The sequence below is a fragment of the Rhodococcus koreensis genome (assembly GCF_017068375.1).
GTDB lineage: Bacteria > Actinomycetota > Actinomycetes > Mycobacteriales > Mycobacteriaceae > Rhodococcus_F > Rhodococcus_F koreensis.
Window position 1 is genome coordinate 673,383 of the sequence record NZ_CP070610.1, and the last position, 15,177, is coordinate 688,559.

12 protein-coding genes are annotated in these 15,177 nt (G+C 65.8%); 7 read left to right on the forward strand and 5 right to left on the reverse strand.

Features of this window, described 5'->3' with window-relative positions; all coding sequences use genetic code 11:
• Positions 1-312 precede the first annotated feature (312 nt).
• Entirely contained in the window at positions 313-2,331 is a 2,019-nt protein-coding gene (locus JWS14_RS44110) for a CoA transferase (protein ID WP_206016597.1), read from the reverse strand.
• A gap of 326 nt (positions 2,332-2,657) precedes the next feature.
• Between JWS14_RS44110 and JWS14_RS44115 the strand changes: the two genes are divergently transcribed.
• The 4 genes from JWS14_RS44115 (at position 2,658) to JWS14_RS44130 (ending at position 8,030) form a co-directional block, all read left to right on the forward strand.
• Positions 2,658-3,392 (forward strand): enoyl-CoA hydratase/isomerase family protein, encoded by a 735-nt coding sequence (locus tag JWS14_RS44115; protein WP_206016598.1) that lies wholly within the window; start codon positions 2,658-2,660, stop codon positions 3,390-3,392.
• 337 nt (positions 3,393-3,729) lie between these two features.
• The gene (locus tag JWS14_RS44120) at positions 3,730-5,709 is read left to right on the forward strand and encodes a flavin-containing monooxygenase (protein ID WP_241031793.1); all 1,980 of its coding nucleotides are present in this window, start codon (positions 3,730-3,732) and stop codon (positions 5,707-5,709) included.
• Entirely contained in the window at positions 5,706-6,479 is a 774-nt protein-coding gene (locus tag JWS14_RS44125) for an enoyl-CoA hydratase/isomerase family protein (RefSeq protein ID WP_206016599.1), read from the forward strand. The genes JWS14_RS44120 and JWS14_RS44125 overlap by 4 nt, the downstream gene beginning before the upstream one ends.
• Before the next feature lie 60 nt (positions 6,480-6,539).
• Positions 6,540-8,030: an aldehyde dehydrogenase family protein gene (locus JWS14_RS44130; protein ID WP_206016600.1), complete on the forward strand. Its 1,491-nt coding sequence runs from the start codon at positions 6,540-6,542 to the stop codon at positions 8,028-8,030.
• Between the two features lie 444 nt (positions 8,031-8,474).
• Here JWS14_RS44130 and JWS14_RS44135 read toward each other — a convergent pair whose 3' ends face one another.
• From JWS14_RS44135 to JWS14_RS44150, 4 genes are all read right to left on the reverse strand, one after another.
• Positions 8,475-8,954, reverse strand: a complete 480-nt coding sequence (locus tag JWS14_RS44135; protein ID WP_206016601.1) for a MaoC family dehydratase — start codon at positions 8,952-8,954, stop codon at positions 8,475-8,477.
• Positions 8,955-9,380: 426 nt separating this feature from the next.
• The gene (locus tag JWS14_RS44140) at positions 9,381-10,421 is read right to left on the reverse strand and encodes an NAD-dependent epimerase/dehydratase family protein (protein ID WP_206016602.1); all 1,041 of its coding nucleotides are present in this window, start codon (positions 10,419-10,421) and stop codon (positions 9,381-9,383) included.
• A gap of 69 nt (positions 10,422-10,490) precedes the next feature.
• Positions 10,491-11,354 carry an HpcH/HpaI aldolase/citrate lyase family protein gene (locus JWS14_RS44145; RefSeq protein WP_206016603.1) on the reverse strand — a complete coding sequence of 288 codons (864 nt, stop codon included), beginning with the start codon at positions 11,352-11,354 and terminating at the stop codon, positions 10,491-10,493.
• The gene (locus tag JWS14_RS44150; protein WP_206016604.1) at positions 11,351-11,917 is read right to left on the reverse strand and encodes a MaoC family dehydratase; all 567 of its coding nucleotides are present in this window, start codon (positions 11,915-11,917) and stop codon (positions 11,351-11,353) included. The genes JWS14_RS44145 and JWS14_RS44150 overlap by 4 nt, the downstream gene beginning before the upstream one ends.
• 149 nt (positions 11,918-12,066) lie before the next feature.
• On the opposite strand from JWS14_RS44150, the gene JWS14_RS44155 reads away from it, so the two are divergent.
• Genes JWS14_RS44155 through JWS14_RS44165 form a run of 3 tightly spaced genes read left to right on the forward strand, consistent with a single transcriptional unit; the run spans position 12,067 to position 15,169 of the window.
• Positions 12,067-13,233 (forward strand): acyl-CoA dehydrogenase family protein, encoded by a 1,167-nt coding sequence (locus tag JWS14_RS44155; RefSeq protein ID WP_206016605.1) that lies wholly within the window; start codon positions 12,067-12,069, stop codon positions 13,231-13,233.
• Positions 13,233-13,991, forward strand: a complete 759-nt coding sequence (locus JWS14_RS44160; protein ID WP_206016606.1) for an SDR family oxidoreductase — start codon at positions 13,233-13,235, stop codon at positions 13,989-13,991. Before JWS14_RS44155 ends, JWS14_RS44160 begins: the two co-directional genes overlap by 1 nt.
• On the forward strand, positions 13,991-15,169 hold the full coding sequence (locus JWS14_RS44165; RefSeq protein ID WP_206016607.1) for a thiolase family protein: 1,179 nt from the start codon (positions 13,991-13,993) through the stop codon (positions 15,167-15,169). Before JWS14_RS44160 ends, JWS14_RS44165 begins: the two co-directional genes overlap by 1 nt.
• Positions 15,170-15,177 lie beyond the last annotated feature (8 nt).

Consider the following 15,177-nt stretch of genomic DNA (forward strand, 5'->3'; position numbering starts at 1 on the left):
CACGAATGAAGCTAATCAGTTGCTCGATTTCGCTCACGCGGAGCCGGTGGCGGACTTTTTGTCACATGCGATCTGCGGTCGCACTGCGTTCCGGTGCAGCGGTGAGCGGACGCTTGGTCCGGCCGGTGACCGTCCACGGCAGGCTCCACAGTCTGGAACAGTTCGCTCGCACGAAGGTGTTCCTCGTGTGCCAACTGTGCCGCGGTGTACACGAGGAACGCTCGCAACCGCGCGGCGAGCAGACGGTCTTGTGCCTCGTCGTCGCTCAAGTTCGCCAAGGCGCCTCCGCAGAGCACCGCCCACCAAGCTGCCTCAGTCGCACGCCGGAAGTTCGGGTGCGGGTCGAAGGGGCGGCACCTCGTCACCGACAAACGTCCACGGCAAACCTGTCACCTCGTACCGGCCCACGCTCGGGCTCTCCACGGAACGGAACAGTTCGGTGTCTCTGACGAATTCGTCTCGAACCAGTCCCGCCGAGGTGTGGACAACGGACACCGCTAGTCCCTGCTCGAGGAGTGCCCGCTCGAGGTCACGGCCGTCCGGATCGGTCGGCTCCTGGTCGATAAGAGGAACGCGGCGGTCGATCAAAGGCACCCGAACACCCGTAGCCGCTTCGAAGCGGGCGCGTTCCTCGTCGCTGCGGAGGGTGATTGCGAGCAGCCGTCCCGTGGCATGTTCGCGTATGAAGAATTCGGTTTCGGATTCTCGTGCGGCGTAAGGATCGACCGGATCGGGCCCGGCGAGTTCGGCGATCTGGACGGCGACGAGTTCCGCCATGGAGATATCCAGCGCCAGGCTGGAGGTGTGGGAATCCGCCAGGCACCAGGCCAGTGTCCACGTGACGAGGATGACGCTGGTCAGAGGGTCGGCCCACGGTGTGCCGATGTCCCCCATACCGCCACGTGCGTCCTTGGTGGCATCGACGAGTCCGGCGAAGGCGTGGATGTTGTGGCCGTAGGCGCGGTAACCGGCCCACGCGCCGGTGCGCCCGAATCCACTGGACGAGAGCAGAAGTTTCGGTGACTGTTGGGCGAGCACCGAAGTGTCGTCGACACCGATGGCCTGCGCCCGATGTGGGCTGAGGTTTTCCATCACGACGTCGAACGAGGCGAGGTCCACTGCGCGAGGCGAGGAGGCGCCCGAGAACTGCAGCGGACGTTTGCAGAAATTCAGCTGATTGAAATACGCGCTGCGATTCGGGCCGGGTGTTCCGTCGACGAACGGACCTCGGCGGCGGTAGACGTCGAGCCGGTCGAGGTCTTCCAGTTTGGCGACTTGCGCGCCCATCGCGCCCAGCCAGGCTCCGGCAAGTGGTACTGCGAGAACATGTCCGGCGTCGAGTACCCGAAGATCCGACAGGCGCCTACCCCCGGAGTCGGCGCCGGTTTCCTTCGGCACCTCGGTGATCTGGGCGGGCAGCACGGAGCAGTCGGGTCCGGACAGGTCGAAGTTCCGGCCGAGCGCGCGGGATCGCTCGGCGAAGGTGTCGACGGCGTTGACGGCGGTACAGGGGACACCCGCCGCCTGGAGTACTTCCTCGCACTCCTGTGCCGTGCGGGTCGATGCCCAGGACGCCAGCTGGGAGTTGACGTGGTCGGGCTGTTTGCGGGCGTCTTCGAGGGTGGTGACCGATTCGAGCGAGGTTCCCATGACCGAGCGGAAGGCCCGCCATTGGTGTTCTTCCATCACCAGGACGTAGACCGCACCGTCGCGGCAGTCGACGAAGCCCGAGGGGGCGCCGTACCGGGCGCTGCCGCCTTCGTCCGGGCAACGCGACAGGGCGTGGGCCATCTCGAGTGACAGTCCCGTCGCGATGATCGCGGCTTGCGCCGAGAGGTCCGCGTGCACCGGTCCTTTTCCGGCGCGGCGGGCGTGGAGGCCGTGGAGGGCGGCGACGACGGTGAGGTGACCGACGAGCTTGAGTGCCACCGTGCCCGGCGGCACCGTAGGTGCGAATTCGTCCCCGGTGCGCGAGTGCCCGAGTATGCCGCTGGCGGCGAGCAGAGTGAGATCGGACGCGAACATGTCGGCGCGGGTATCGGTCAGCCCGAAGGCGCTGGCGGTGACCCAGACGCCGCGGTTGTTGGCGGCGACGAATTCGAGGTATTCGTCGGCGGTCGGGGCGTGTCCGTCCGGGAGGACTGCCGGTCGTTCGATCCGGTCGACCAATACGACGTCGGCGTTGGTGTCGACGTCTCGCAGGGTGGCCACCTGTTTGACGGCGGCGCCCAGTTGTCCCAGTGCGGCACCGGAAACCTGGAGAGCGACCGACCGCCCTACCTGGACCACATGCACGCCGGCAAGCCACCGCATTGTCGCGTCACGTTTCATATTGCTGCGTCCTCTCATAGGCCCTCGCACTGGTGCGAGCGGAAACAGTCGCCGCTACCGGTCTCCGTTCGGGCCCACACTCGTGGCCCGTGGAGATCGGTGTATTCGGGCTACCGAACTCGCGGTCGATGCATGGCACCGTGGCACCCTGGCATTCAGGTTATCGTATTTGCATACGAGATTACAAACACATATTGTCGAGAATGTGACCGCCGGCGCGTTCGGATCCACAGGCGCAGACCTGCTCCGTCCCGCGTTCACGAGCATCGGGGGCAGAGCGGAGATGCCCCTGCGGCAACGGAAGACGGAACTCTTCGAGGAGTGAGATGACCCGGTCGACATCCGAGGGACACGACACCGTGCTGGTCGAGGATAGGGAATTCGACAGCGGTCTGGTGCGCCTCATTACGCTCAACCGGCCCGCCAAGCGCAACGCGCTCGACACGCAGCTTCTCACCGAATTACTGCAGGCGTACACCGCCGCCGACGCAGACGCGGGCGTGCGGGCGATCGTGTTGAAGGCGTGTGGGCCGGTCTTCTGCGCGGGCGGTGACACCTCCGAATTCCGCACCGGACAAACGGAACCCGTGATCGACCGCGCCAGGATCATGACGGACGTCCTGGCGTATCCGAGCACGCTCGCCAGTCCCGTGGTGGCGGCGGTCCACGGCCCGGCGCTCGGCGCCGGTGCCGCATTGGCGCTCAGCGCCGACCTGGTCGTAGCAGGTGAGGCGTTCTCCCTCGGCTACCCCGAACTGCCGAACGGCGCCTACCCCCCGCTGGTGATACCCAGTGCACTCGCGCACATGAACCGCAACCTGGCCTTCGAACTCGTCACCACCGGCCGCCGTCTCGGTGCCGAAGAAGCGTTGGCGTGCGGCGTGGTCAATCGCATTGCCGAGCACAGTGTCGACGCGGAGGCGCTCGCGCTTGCTGCCGTGTATGCGCGATTCGACGCCTCCCTCGTCGCGGCAACCAAAAAACTGTTCTACCGGCAGGTCTCGCTGCCGACGGATGTCGCATTGCGTGAGGGTCTCCACGATCTTATCGCGAGGCAGTGACAGCACCGACCGTCTCTCGGCTCGGCCGGGCGCGATGCAGGTGACATGCTTCGCGAACTCCGGCCCTGCTCTGCTCTGCGGCAAACCACTCGTGGGACGTCGTGTTCGCCGCTTCCGGCGTGGACGCCTCGTGCCGCAATGCATCCCTGCGCGGTGGGTCCGCAACACTGCACCTACCCCGCTTCGTGGCCGAAACTGCATCGCTCCGCATGTTGACCGGAACGGAACCCGGCCGTACGATCTTCGATATACCGTACGTGTATTCACAATACCGAATGCCGCCGATCGGCGGTCGCGGAGCGCGAACATCGGCGCCCGCTCATCACGAGGGGAAGGTGTGGCCTTGTCCAACACGACCACGGAATCCGCAGACCGGGACCAGCCGGAAGCTACCGACTTCGACCAACAGCTGCGCGACGCAATCGGCGTCGCCAACATACCCACGCTGCTTCTCGTGCTGGTGCAGCTGACCGGCGACAAGCGTTGGCTCGACGAGCCGTACCGGCCGGTGCGCAGCCGCGGTGTCGACGACAACGACACCGGCGGTCTTTCCACCGAAATTCAGGACCGGATCCGCGACGGTGCATTCGACGCGATCCGCGTGTGGCACCGCGACGGTGAAATCGCCGTCCCGGAACCGTCGCCCGAGCTGCTGGTCGAGATGATGACGGCCTCCGAAGGTGCACCCGTCCCCGAGAAATACGCCGGGATCATGACCGCCCGTCTGAAGTCCTTTTCCGAACCCGACACCCCCTCACTGAATGGACTCGTCCCAGCGGGTTTCACCGCATTGATCGTCGGAGCCGGGATGTCCGGAATCTGCGCAGCCATCAAGTTCCAGCAGGCCGGCGTCCCGTACATCATCGTCGAGAAGCAGAGCAACACCGGCGGCGTCTGGCACTCGCACCGCTACCCCGGATGCAGCGTCGACACGCCAAGTCACTTGTACTCGTACACCTTCGATGGTGGCGACTGGAGCCGGTACTTCCCGCCGCAGGCGGAGATCGACGAGTACTTCCGTGGTGCTGCTCGGCGCAACGGGATCTACGACGAGATCCGTTTCGGGACCGAAGTTCTCGCTTCCGAATACGACGAGTGCGAGCACATCTGGGTGAGCCGTCTCCGTAATCCCGACGGTACGGAAGAGATCATCCGCACCAATGTTCTGATCAGCGCTGTCGGGCTCTTCGCAGAGCCGATCGTCCCCGATATCGCCGGACTCGACGAGTTCGACGGGCCCGTCGTCCACACCGCGCGCTGGGATTCGGAACTCGACCTGACCGGCAAGCGGGTTGCGGTCGTCGGCACCGGTGCAAGCGCCATGCAGCTCGCCCCCGCCATCGTCGACGACGTTCACTCGCTCACCATCTTCCAACGGTCCAGGCAGTGGGCGGCGCCCTTCCCGAAGTTCCACAAGCCGGTCCCGGACCCGATCCGGTTCCTGATGCGCGAAGTCCCTCTGTACCAGCACTGGTACCGCATCAGGCTCAGCTGGATCTTCGACAGCAAGACGTATCCGTCGCTGCAGAAGGATCCGAACTGGGAAGACACGCAGCATTCGATCAATGCGATCAACGCCGGGCACCGGCGGTTCTTCGAACGGTACATCCGTGAAGAACTCGGCGACCGCGAGGACCTCGCTCCAAACGTCATCCCGAACTACCCGCCGTACGGCAAGCGCATGCTGCTCGACAACGGCTGGTTCCGGATGCTGACCCGTCCTGAGGTGACGCTCGTCGACAACGCCGACGACGGGATCGATCACATCTCGGGAAACACCATCCACACCCGCAACGGGAACAGCTACGAGGTCGACGTCATCATCCTGGCGACCGGTTACAACGTCGCCCGCATGCTTTCTCCCCTGCCGATCAAGGGCCGCAACGGCCTGAGCATCCGCGATGCATGGGACGACACCGACCCCCGCGCGTACCTGGGTACGGTCGTTCCCGACTTCCCCAACCTGTTCGTCCTGTACGGACCCAATACACAGCTCGGACACGGCGGCGCATTCATCTTCGTGATGGAATGCCAGATCGACTACGTGCTCAAGACCCTGCGCGCGATGTTCGAAGCAGGCGTCGGTGAAGTCGAATGCCGGCGGGACGTCTTCGAGACCTACAACGACGCCGTTCAGGAACGTCACCAGCAGATGATCTGGACCCACCAGGGAATGACCACCTACGTCCGCAACGACAAGGGACGCGTGGTCGGGAACAACCCCTGGGAGCTCGTCGAATTCTGGAGTTTGCTCAACAACGCCGATCTCGGCGACTACCACCTGGTCGAGAACGCTGTCGAGGTTGGCGTGCGATGACACCCGAACTCGTCCTCGACACCGAGCTCGACAGTTCGCACGTCGGTACCGTCACCTTCGAGCGAGGCCCCTACAACTATCTCAGCGCGGGTCTGCTGACCGCGCTCGCAGATGCCTTCGACGACCTGAGCGCCCGCGGCGCCCGCGCAATCGTGCTCTACGGTGACGGCCGGCACTTCTGCGCGGGAGCCGATTTCGCCGGCAACGACACCGCGGCTCCGGGCGCCGCCACCTCGCCGATCTACGAGGTGGTTCCGAGACTGTTCGAACGCTCCGCTCCGGTGGTCGCGGCGCTGCGCGGCGCGTCCATCGGTGGGGGTCTCGGGTTGGCTCTCGCCGCGGATTTCCGTATCGCCACCGCGAAAAGCCGCTTCTCCGCGAACTTCGCGCGACTGGGTTTCAGCCAAGGATTCGCGCTCTCACTCACCCTTCCGCGCCTGATCGGGTTACAGCGGGCAAGCGATCTGCTCTACACCGGTCGCACGATCTACGGAGACGAAGCCCTGCAGATCGGGCTGTGCGATCGGCTCACCGACGACGAAGCGTTGTTGCTCGGCGAGGCCCGATCCTATGCCGCCGAGATCGCAGCCTCGGCGCCACTGGCGGTGGCGGCGATCCGTCGACGACTCCACGGAGACCTCGCCGATGCTGTGCGCGATGCTCTCGAACGAGACTGGACGGACCAGACCTCCCTCAAGCTGACGGCAGACTTCCGCGAGGGCATCGTCGCGGCACGTGAGCGCCGTACACCACAGTTCCGAGCTCAGTAGCACGCTGTGAACGCTCGACCGGCGCCCCTCACGCTTCCTGACGAAAGCGAAACACCTCTGATGACAGACATCGTCGTAACCCCACAGGGAGGACGCAGCGATCCGGCCACTCCACGCGGAATGATCATCGACGGGACCGAAACCGCATCGCTGACGGGCGAGACCTTCGACGTGTTCGACCCCGGCACCGGCGACGTCATCGCGCGGGTGGCGCGGGGGAACGCCGAAGACGTGGACAGGGCCGTTGCCGTGGCACGGAGATCGTTCGACGACGGTCGGTGGCGGCGGCTGTCGCCGGCCGACCGCGGCGTTGTGCTCTGGCGCGTGGCGGAGCTCCTCGAATCCCACCGCGACGAGTTGGCGCGGCTCGAGAGTGCGAACGTGGGCTTGCCGTTCGCGCACGCCTATGCGATGGCGGGCGAAGCGATCAGCGCGTTCCGCTACTACGCGGGGTTCGCGGATAAAATTCACGGCAGAACACTCGAGATCGGCCCGGCGGAGCAGCGTGTGCACGCGTACACACTGCGTGAGCCGATCGGGGTCGCGGGTCTGATCACCGCGTGGAATGCCCCCTTGGTGATGGCAGCGCAGAAGCTTGCCCCCGCCCTCGCCGCGGGCTGCTCCTGCGTCCTCAAACCGGCGATGGAAGCTCCTCTGACGACGCTGCGGGTCGCCGCGCTTCTCGAAGAGGCCGGGGTACCCGCGGGTGTCGTGAACGTCGTCACCGGATCGGGGACGACGGTAGGGGCTGCGATTGCCGCACACCCCGGTGTGGACAAAGTGTCCTTCACCGGTTCCACCGAAGTCGGCAAACTGATCCTCGGCGCGGCAGCCGGAAATCTGAAGAAGCTGACACTCGAGCTGGGCGGTAAATCCCCGGTGGTCGTGTTGCCGGACGCGGACATCGACAAGGTGATCCCTGCGGTGGCCGCGGCCGTCTTCTACAACGCGGGTCAGATCTGCACGGCCGGTACGCGACTGTATGTCCACGATTCGGTGTACGACGCTGTCGTCGACGGTGTCGGCGAAGCGGCACGCGCGTTGAAGATGGGCCACGGCAGCGAACCGGGAGTCGAACTCGGACCATTGATTTCGGCGAAGCAGGTGAGCCGGGTGGCCGAGTACGTCCGCGGCGGCGTCGAGGACGGTGCCCGTGTCGTCAGCGGCGGATCGCCCGTCGACGGCAAGGGATTCTTCTTCGAACCGACCGTTTTGGCCGATGTGAACCACGAGATGAAGGTGATACGGGAGGAGATTTTCGGACCCGTGATCGGTGCGATGAGGTTCAGCTCGGTCGACGAAGCAATCGTGCTGGCGAACGACACCGACTACGGCTTGGCCGCGAGCGTGTGGACCAGGGACATCGGGTCGGCGCACGCGGTGGCACGGCAGTTGCGCGCCGGCCGGGTCGGGGTGAACGTCCACCGTGCGGGTGGAATTCACATCCCGCAGGGCGGATATCGGCAGTCCGGCTGGGGCCGGGACGGCAGTGCCGAGGGACTCGACGCCTATCTCGAGACGAAGTCGATTCTCGAGGCGCTCGATCGCTGACCGACAATCGATGACGCCGACGGCACCCGCATACGGGTGCCGTCGGCGTCATCGATTGTCCACGGCCGGTGGGTCAGCTCCGCAGCCGGTCAGGGCAGGTCATGTGGATCGTTGGGGCGCCGGGGTCCGATACCGCACCGAAGGTGGGTTCCGCACCGCGAATATGTTCCCACGAAAGAAATGCCCTGTCCGGCCAGGCCCGGACAGGGCATGTTCGTCACTGCGCGGATACACCTCCGTTCGGGAGGGCCGGCCAGGCGTCCTACGGTGTGTCGTGAAGGACCATGCCGCGCAGTGTGGACCCGTCGTACATCGCAGTCCCTCCGTGCCCGTGTTCGTGGTGCCTGTATCTAGGAATTCAGGCGAGCCGCGGCACCGGGCGCCGAGCCGGTTCCCGTCGCCGAGCGGAACCGTGATGACACCGCCGCCATCCTGGTATCAGGGTTATCCGGCCTCGACGACACGCGCGACGGACTCGGACACGACCACCGGCTTGTCGGAACCCTCGCGCTCGACGACCTGGCTCATGGTCACCTGGATGCCGCCGCCGACCTGTTCGGCGGACTGGATGGTGGCGCGCATCCGGATGCGTGAACCCACCGGCACCGGCGCGGGGAAGCGGACCTTGTTGTAGCCGTAGTTCAGGCGGTGGGCGAAGCCGTCGAATCGCAGCAGGGTCGCCGACAGGGCCGGTCCGAGGGACAGGCTGTACAGGCCGTGCGCGATGGTGCCGCCGAGCGGGCTGGCGGCGGCGCGCTCGGGGTCGATGTGGATCCACTGGTGGTCGCCGGTCGCGTCGGCGAAGGCGTTGACGCGTTCCTGGGTGACGTCGTGCCAGTCGGTGGGGCCCAGCTCCTTGCCGATCAGCGCCGTGAGCTCGTCGAAGCTCGCCGGGCGAACGGGCAGTGCGGTGGTGTCGGTCATCTGTCTCCCTCAATTCCGGGTGGTGCAGGGCCTGGATGTGTCATGTTGGACCGAGCGCTTCGACGATCGCCGAGCCCTCGTGACCGCGGCAGCACGGCAGGTGCTGCCGGTCGCTGTCTCAGCGTGGTGCTTGTCGGAATGGCGCAGCCCGGACGCGATGGTGCGAGGCAGCACTTCATTGTCCCGGGGCTGGTCCACGTCGACTTCGACGACCTCTCACGCCCGGAATGTCCATCAGGAGTGCAGCCTTCGACGTCCCGCGCCGCCGTGTATTCGCGATTCGGGAGTGTTGTCAGGGGTGCGAACCAGCGTGGTCGAGGTCAGGGCCGGTCGGGATTGCGTATGCGCATACATACACCAAAGTCGGTCAATGCTCCGGCGAGGTGCTTCGCCGGGTCGGCGAGCCGGGATCCGGACCGGCAGAGGTCACCTCGACGCGGGGCGGGAAACCTCGGGTAGACCCGCATACCGGCGATACTGGTTCACGGTCCGGTAGAGACCTTCCTCCATCGAGTAACGGCTGCGGATGCCGAGTTCGGCCTCGGCCTTGCTCGCGTCGTAGCGACGAGCCCATGCCATGGTGGAGCCGGCGGGCAGGCCGTCTCCGCCACCCTTCTCCAACGAGAGATCCGCCCCCGGCAGCAGTGCACGGAGGAACTCGTATCCCTCCTCGATGGGCCGGTAATCGCCATGTGTCAGAAAGCATCTGCCGCCGGCATTCGGGGCTTCCAGGGCCCGGACGAATGCGTCGGATACATCCTCGACATAGTGGAAGTCGAGGCTGTGATCCCCGAAGAGGAACCGCGCCGGGCCGGACTCCACTGCAGCGGCATGAATCGCGTCGAGGAACCACGTCGAACCGCCTCCCCGACCCGCCTTGACGTGCTCGCCGAAGCCGTAGACCCGGCTCAAACGCAGCCCGACGGTGTCGAGCCCGAAGTTCTCGTAGTACCGGGTGGCCAAATTCTCGGAGAACACCTTGGTTGCCCCGTAGACACTGCTGGGGTCGTAGTCGCTGTCGTCGGTGATGAGGCCCTGCGGTCCTTCCGATCGGGGCCCGAAGACCGTGACCGAGCTCGCCCAGACCACCTTGTTCACTCCGAGCTGGGCGGCGGCCTCGAAGACGTTTGCCGTTCCCCCGGCATTGACCCGCACGGCGGCCGGCGCGTTGGCCTCCGACGCGGCGCCGACCATCGAGGCGAGATGCACGATGGAGTCGACGTCGTTGGTTTCGACGGTGGCCCTGACGGCCGCCTGCTCCGAAATGTCACCCACGACGACGGAGACCTTGTCGAAGAGATCTCCCCCGAGCAGGTAGTCGAGGAATTTTAGATCGGGCAGCTCGATGTCCGCCGGTTCTCCCCTGCCGCCGAAGTAACCGTAGAGGACGACCTTCTTGCCGGCTTTCAACAGGTCTCTGACGACGTAGCTTCCGACGAAGCCTGTTCCGGTGACCATTACTGCCATTGTCCGAGTCCTTCACTTTCCTGGTCTTGCAGCGCGTCCGCGCTGAACATCTTCTCTCGATGGGGTGTGTCAGGCAGTCGCCGGATCGGTCGCGCGTTCACCTCGCTCGCGGGTGTGGCGCGAGCGGGCGAGGATGCGGCGTGCCTGCGCATAGACCGGACCGTCGACCATCCGACCTTCGAAGGTGGTCACCCCGCGGCCGTTGTTCGTCGCCGCCAGCAGGTCTCGGGCCCATCGCACTTGATCGGCGGACGGCGCGTACGCATCACGGATGACGTCGACCTGTGTGGGGTGGATCGCGACGGTGGCATCGAAACCCACCGCCACCGCGTCGAGACACTCGGCGCGAAGACCATCCACATCGGGGATGTCCATGTAGACGGCGTCGATGGCGACCAAGGAGCGGGCTTTGGCGGCAACGAGAACCCGCGACCGGGCGTATCGGGCAACGTCGCGATACCGACCGTCGGGGCATCGGGACGATAGTCCACCGAGCCCGGCGACGAGGTCGTCGGCGCCCCACATCAGAGCGGTGACGCAGGTGGCGTCGGCGATCGAGGAGCACTGATCCACACCGAGTGGCGTTTCGATCAGGGCGATCACCTCGAGGTGGCCGAGTTGTGCGAGGTCCGCGGCCCGCTCGGCCTTGGCCAGCATGATGCGCCCGATGGAGGTCTCGCGGAGCAGGTGCAGGTCTGCTGTGTGTTCGGAGCTGCCGGCACCGTGGATGCGAAGCACGGTTCGCTCGAAGTCGTATTCTCCGTCGTTCACGAGCTCGGCCACGGCTCGGCGGGCGGCGTCCTTGCGTTCGGGCGCGACGGCGTCCTCGAGGTCGAGGACCGTTATGTCTGCCCGCTGCAATGCTTTTCGGTATCTCTCCGGCCGATCGGCGGGGCAGAACAACCATCCTGGAGGTGGAGTCCACTGCCTCATGGCTGTTTCCTCACGAGCGTGGTGCGGGTTGCCTCGGCGACGATCTCGCCCCGTTGGTTGCGTGCTGTGTGGGCGAAGGTGACGATGCCGGCGTTCGGGTGACTGCGCGATTCCCGCTTGTTCGCGACGACGGTCTCGGCGTAGATGGTGTCGCCGTGGCGCACCGGGTGGGGAAACGTTGCCTCGGAGAATCCCAGGTTGGCCATGATCGTGCCCTGGGTCAACTGCGCCACCGACAGTCCCACGAGTGTCGATAATGTGAACATCGAGTTCACCAGGCGGTCGTGGAAGGGTGCGAGCTGTTCGCTCTCCGCCTGGTCGAGGTGGAGCGGCTGGGTATTCATGGTCAGCGTCGTGAAGAGGACGTTGTCGGTCTCGGTGACCGTCCGGCCCGGTCGGTGCTCGTAGACGGTGTCGAGCTCCATCTCCTCGAACCACAAGCCGCGCTGTACGATTCGCCGGGAGCTTCGTCCTGTCGTGTCGAGTGCCGGTTCGGCGGTCAGCACCTCCTCGGTCACAGCCGACCGGGCGCGTCCCGGACTTCCTACATCTTCTGTGCGCATGGAGCCTCCGCTCTATCGATCTCGATCATCTGCGACGCCGGTCTGCTATCTGGGTTCAGAGAACCGTCGTCGACCGCTGCGTTGACCATACCCATCATTCACTATATCGTACGGATATTCATACTCCCGAATGCTGAGGAGGCCGGAACGTGGACTTCGAGCTCACCGACGACCAGCAAACCATCCGAAAAGCAGTGGCCGAACTAGCCGCGAAATTCGACGACACGTACTGGCTCGACAAGGACCAGGCGCACGAATTCCCCACCGAGTTCTACGACGCGTTCGCACAGGGCGGTTGGCTCGGCATCACCACACCCGAGGAGTACGGCGGCAGCGGTTTCGGAATCACCGAGGCGTCGATCCTGCTCGAGGAAGTGGCCGCATCGGGAGCCGGCATGAACGGTGCCAGCTCGATCCACATGTCGATCTTCGGCATGCACCCGGTGATCGTGCACGGCTCCGAGGAGATGAAGAAGGAGAACCTTCCCCGGATCGCCAACGGCGACCTGCACGTCTGCTTCGGCGTCACCGAGCCGGGCGCTGGTCTCGACACCACCCGCATCACCACCTTCGCCCGCCGCGACGGCAGCGATTACGTCGTCAACGGCCGCAAGGTGTGGATCTCCAAGGCGGTCGAGTCGGAGAAGGTCCTGCTGCTCACCCGCACAGCGAAATACGAGGACTCGGCCCGCAAGACCGACGGGCTGACGCTGTTCTTCACCGATCTCGACCGCGCCCACGTCGACATCCGTCCGATCCGGAAGATGGGGCGCAACGCGGTCACCTCCAACGAGTTGTACATCGACGACCTGCGTATCCCCGAGGAACATCGCGTCGGAGAAGAAGGCCAGGGTTTCAAGTACATCCTCGACGGTCTCAATCCCGAGCGGTGCCTCATCGCCTCCGAAGCCCTCGGCATCGGACGCGCCGCCCTGCGCGCCGCGGTCCGGTACGGCAACGAGCGCGAAGTCTTCGGCAGACCGATCGGCAAGAACCAGGGCGTCGCATTCCCGCTCGCCGACTCGCTGGCACGACTCGATGCCGCCGAGCTGATGCTCCGCAAGGCAACCTGGCTCTACGACAAGGGATTGCCCTGTGGCCGCGAGGCCAACACCGCGAAGTATCTGTGCGCCGACGCCGGCTTCGACGCCGCTGACCGCGCGGTACAAACCCACGGCGGCATGGGCTATTCGGAGGAATACCACGTCGCCCGGTACTTCCGCGAAGCCCGGCTGACCCGGATCGCCCCCATCAGCCAAGAAATGATCCTCAATTTCCTCGCAGAGCACGTTCTCCGACTTCCCAGGAGCTACTGATGTCCGATTCCTTCACTCTCGCGGGCCGTTCGGCCCTGGTCACCGGTGCCGGTGGCGGCATCGGCGCCGCCGTCGCGACGGCCTACGCCGCTGCCGGTGCAGTTGTGCTCGTCACCGATAGGGACAAGGACGCGGCCGCCGCGGTCGCCGACCGGATCGTGGCCGCCGGTGGACGTGCCCAAGCGGCTGCCCTCGACGTGACGAACGCCGACCAGGCCACCACCGCCGTCGAGCAAGCGGCGGACCTCGGCGGCGGCACCCTCAACATCGTGGTCAACAACGCGGGCGTCATCGCCCCGGCGATGTTCCCCAAGATGACTCCCGAAAAGTTCCGGTTCGTGCTCGACGTCCACGTCGGCGGTACCTTCACCGTCACGCAGGCTGCACTGCCCCACCTGCCCGACGACGGCACCGGTCGCGTGATCAACGTGACCTCCGCGGCCGGACTCGTCGGTACCATCGGCCAGGTCAACTACGGTGCGGCGAAGGCCGGGATCATCGGTCTGACGAAATCGTTCGCCAAGGAGCTCGCCAGGCGGAAGATCACCGCCAATGCGGTCGCGCCCCTCGCAGCGACGAACATGACCAGCACCCTACGCACCGACGAAAAGCTCTCCGAGACGACGCTCGCCCGGATTCCGCTCGGCCGGTGGGCATCCCCGGACGAGATCGCGGGCACGTTCGTCTTCTTTGCAAGCGATGCGGCGGCGTACATCACCGGGCAGGTGCTGCCCGTCGACGGCGGGATGGTGATCTGATGGCGTTCGCCGGCACCAGGCGCGACGCCTGGATCGTAGAAGCCCTCCGCACGCCCATGGGACGCGGTCACCTGCAGAAGGGGTGGTACCGCGAGGTGCACCCCACCACGATGCTGGCCGAGGTCTACAAGGCGCTGCTCGCGAGCACCGGTTTGGCCGACACCGACATCGAGGACATCGTCGTCGGCACCACCTCGCCCTTCGGGGAACAGTCCCGCAACGTGGGCCGCAACGCCTGGCTCTCGGCGGGCTACGCACCCACCGTGCCGGCTGTCCAGGTGGACCGTCGCTGCGGGTCCGCGCAGACCGCGGTCGCCATGGCCGCCGCGTTCGTCGCCTCTGGCACGCACGACGTCGTGATCGCCGGTGGCGTCGAGCACATGGGTCGCATCCCGATGTCCGCGGCCGGCGAGATCGAAAAGCTCTACGGTCCTGCGTGGCCGGCCTCGCTGCTCGAGGCATGGGACTTCCCCGCCATGGGCGAGGCCGCCGAACGGATTGCCGAGCAGTGGGGCATCAGCCGCGCGGCGATGGACGAATTCGCCGTGCGGTCGCACCGGCTTGCCGCCGACGCGGTGGCCGAGGGACGGTTCGAACGCGAAATGGTGCCGCTGCATCTCGACGGCGCACTGCGCACGTCGGATCAGGGCATCCGACCCGGAATCAGCGCGGAATCACTCGCGGCGCTGGCGCCGGTGTTCCGGCCCGACACCGGGCGCGTCACCGCCGGAACGTCCTCACCGATGACCGACGGTGCCGCCGGTCTGGTCCTCGCCTCGGACGACGCCGTCGACCGCTTCGGGTTGGCGAAGCGCGCCCGCATCGTCGACCAGACAACTGTCGGCGTCGACCCGTCCATCATGTTGACCGGACCGATTCCCGCGACACGAAAGTTGCTCGAGCGCAACGGTATGACGATGGCCGACATCGACCTCGTCGAAGTCAACGAGGCCTTCTCCTCGGTCGTGCTCGCCTGGGAACAGGAACTCAAGCCCGACATGGAGCGGGTCAACGTCAACGGAGGTGCCATCGCCCTCGGACATCCGGTCGGCACCACCGGGTCCCGCCTGTTCGCGACACTGCTGTCCGAAATGGAGCGTCGAAACGTGGAGATCGGTCTTGTGACGATGTGTTGCGGCGGAGGACTCGGTACGGCCACCCTCGTCCAGAGAGTGTGAGTGCAGCC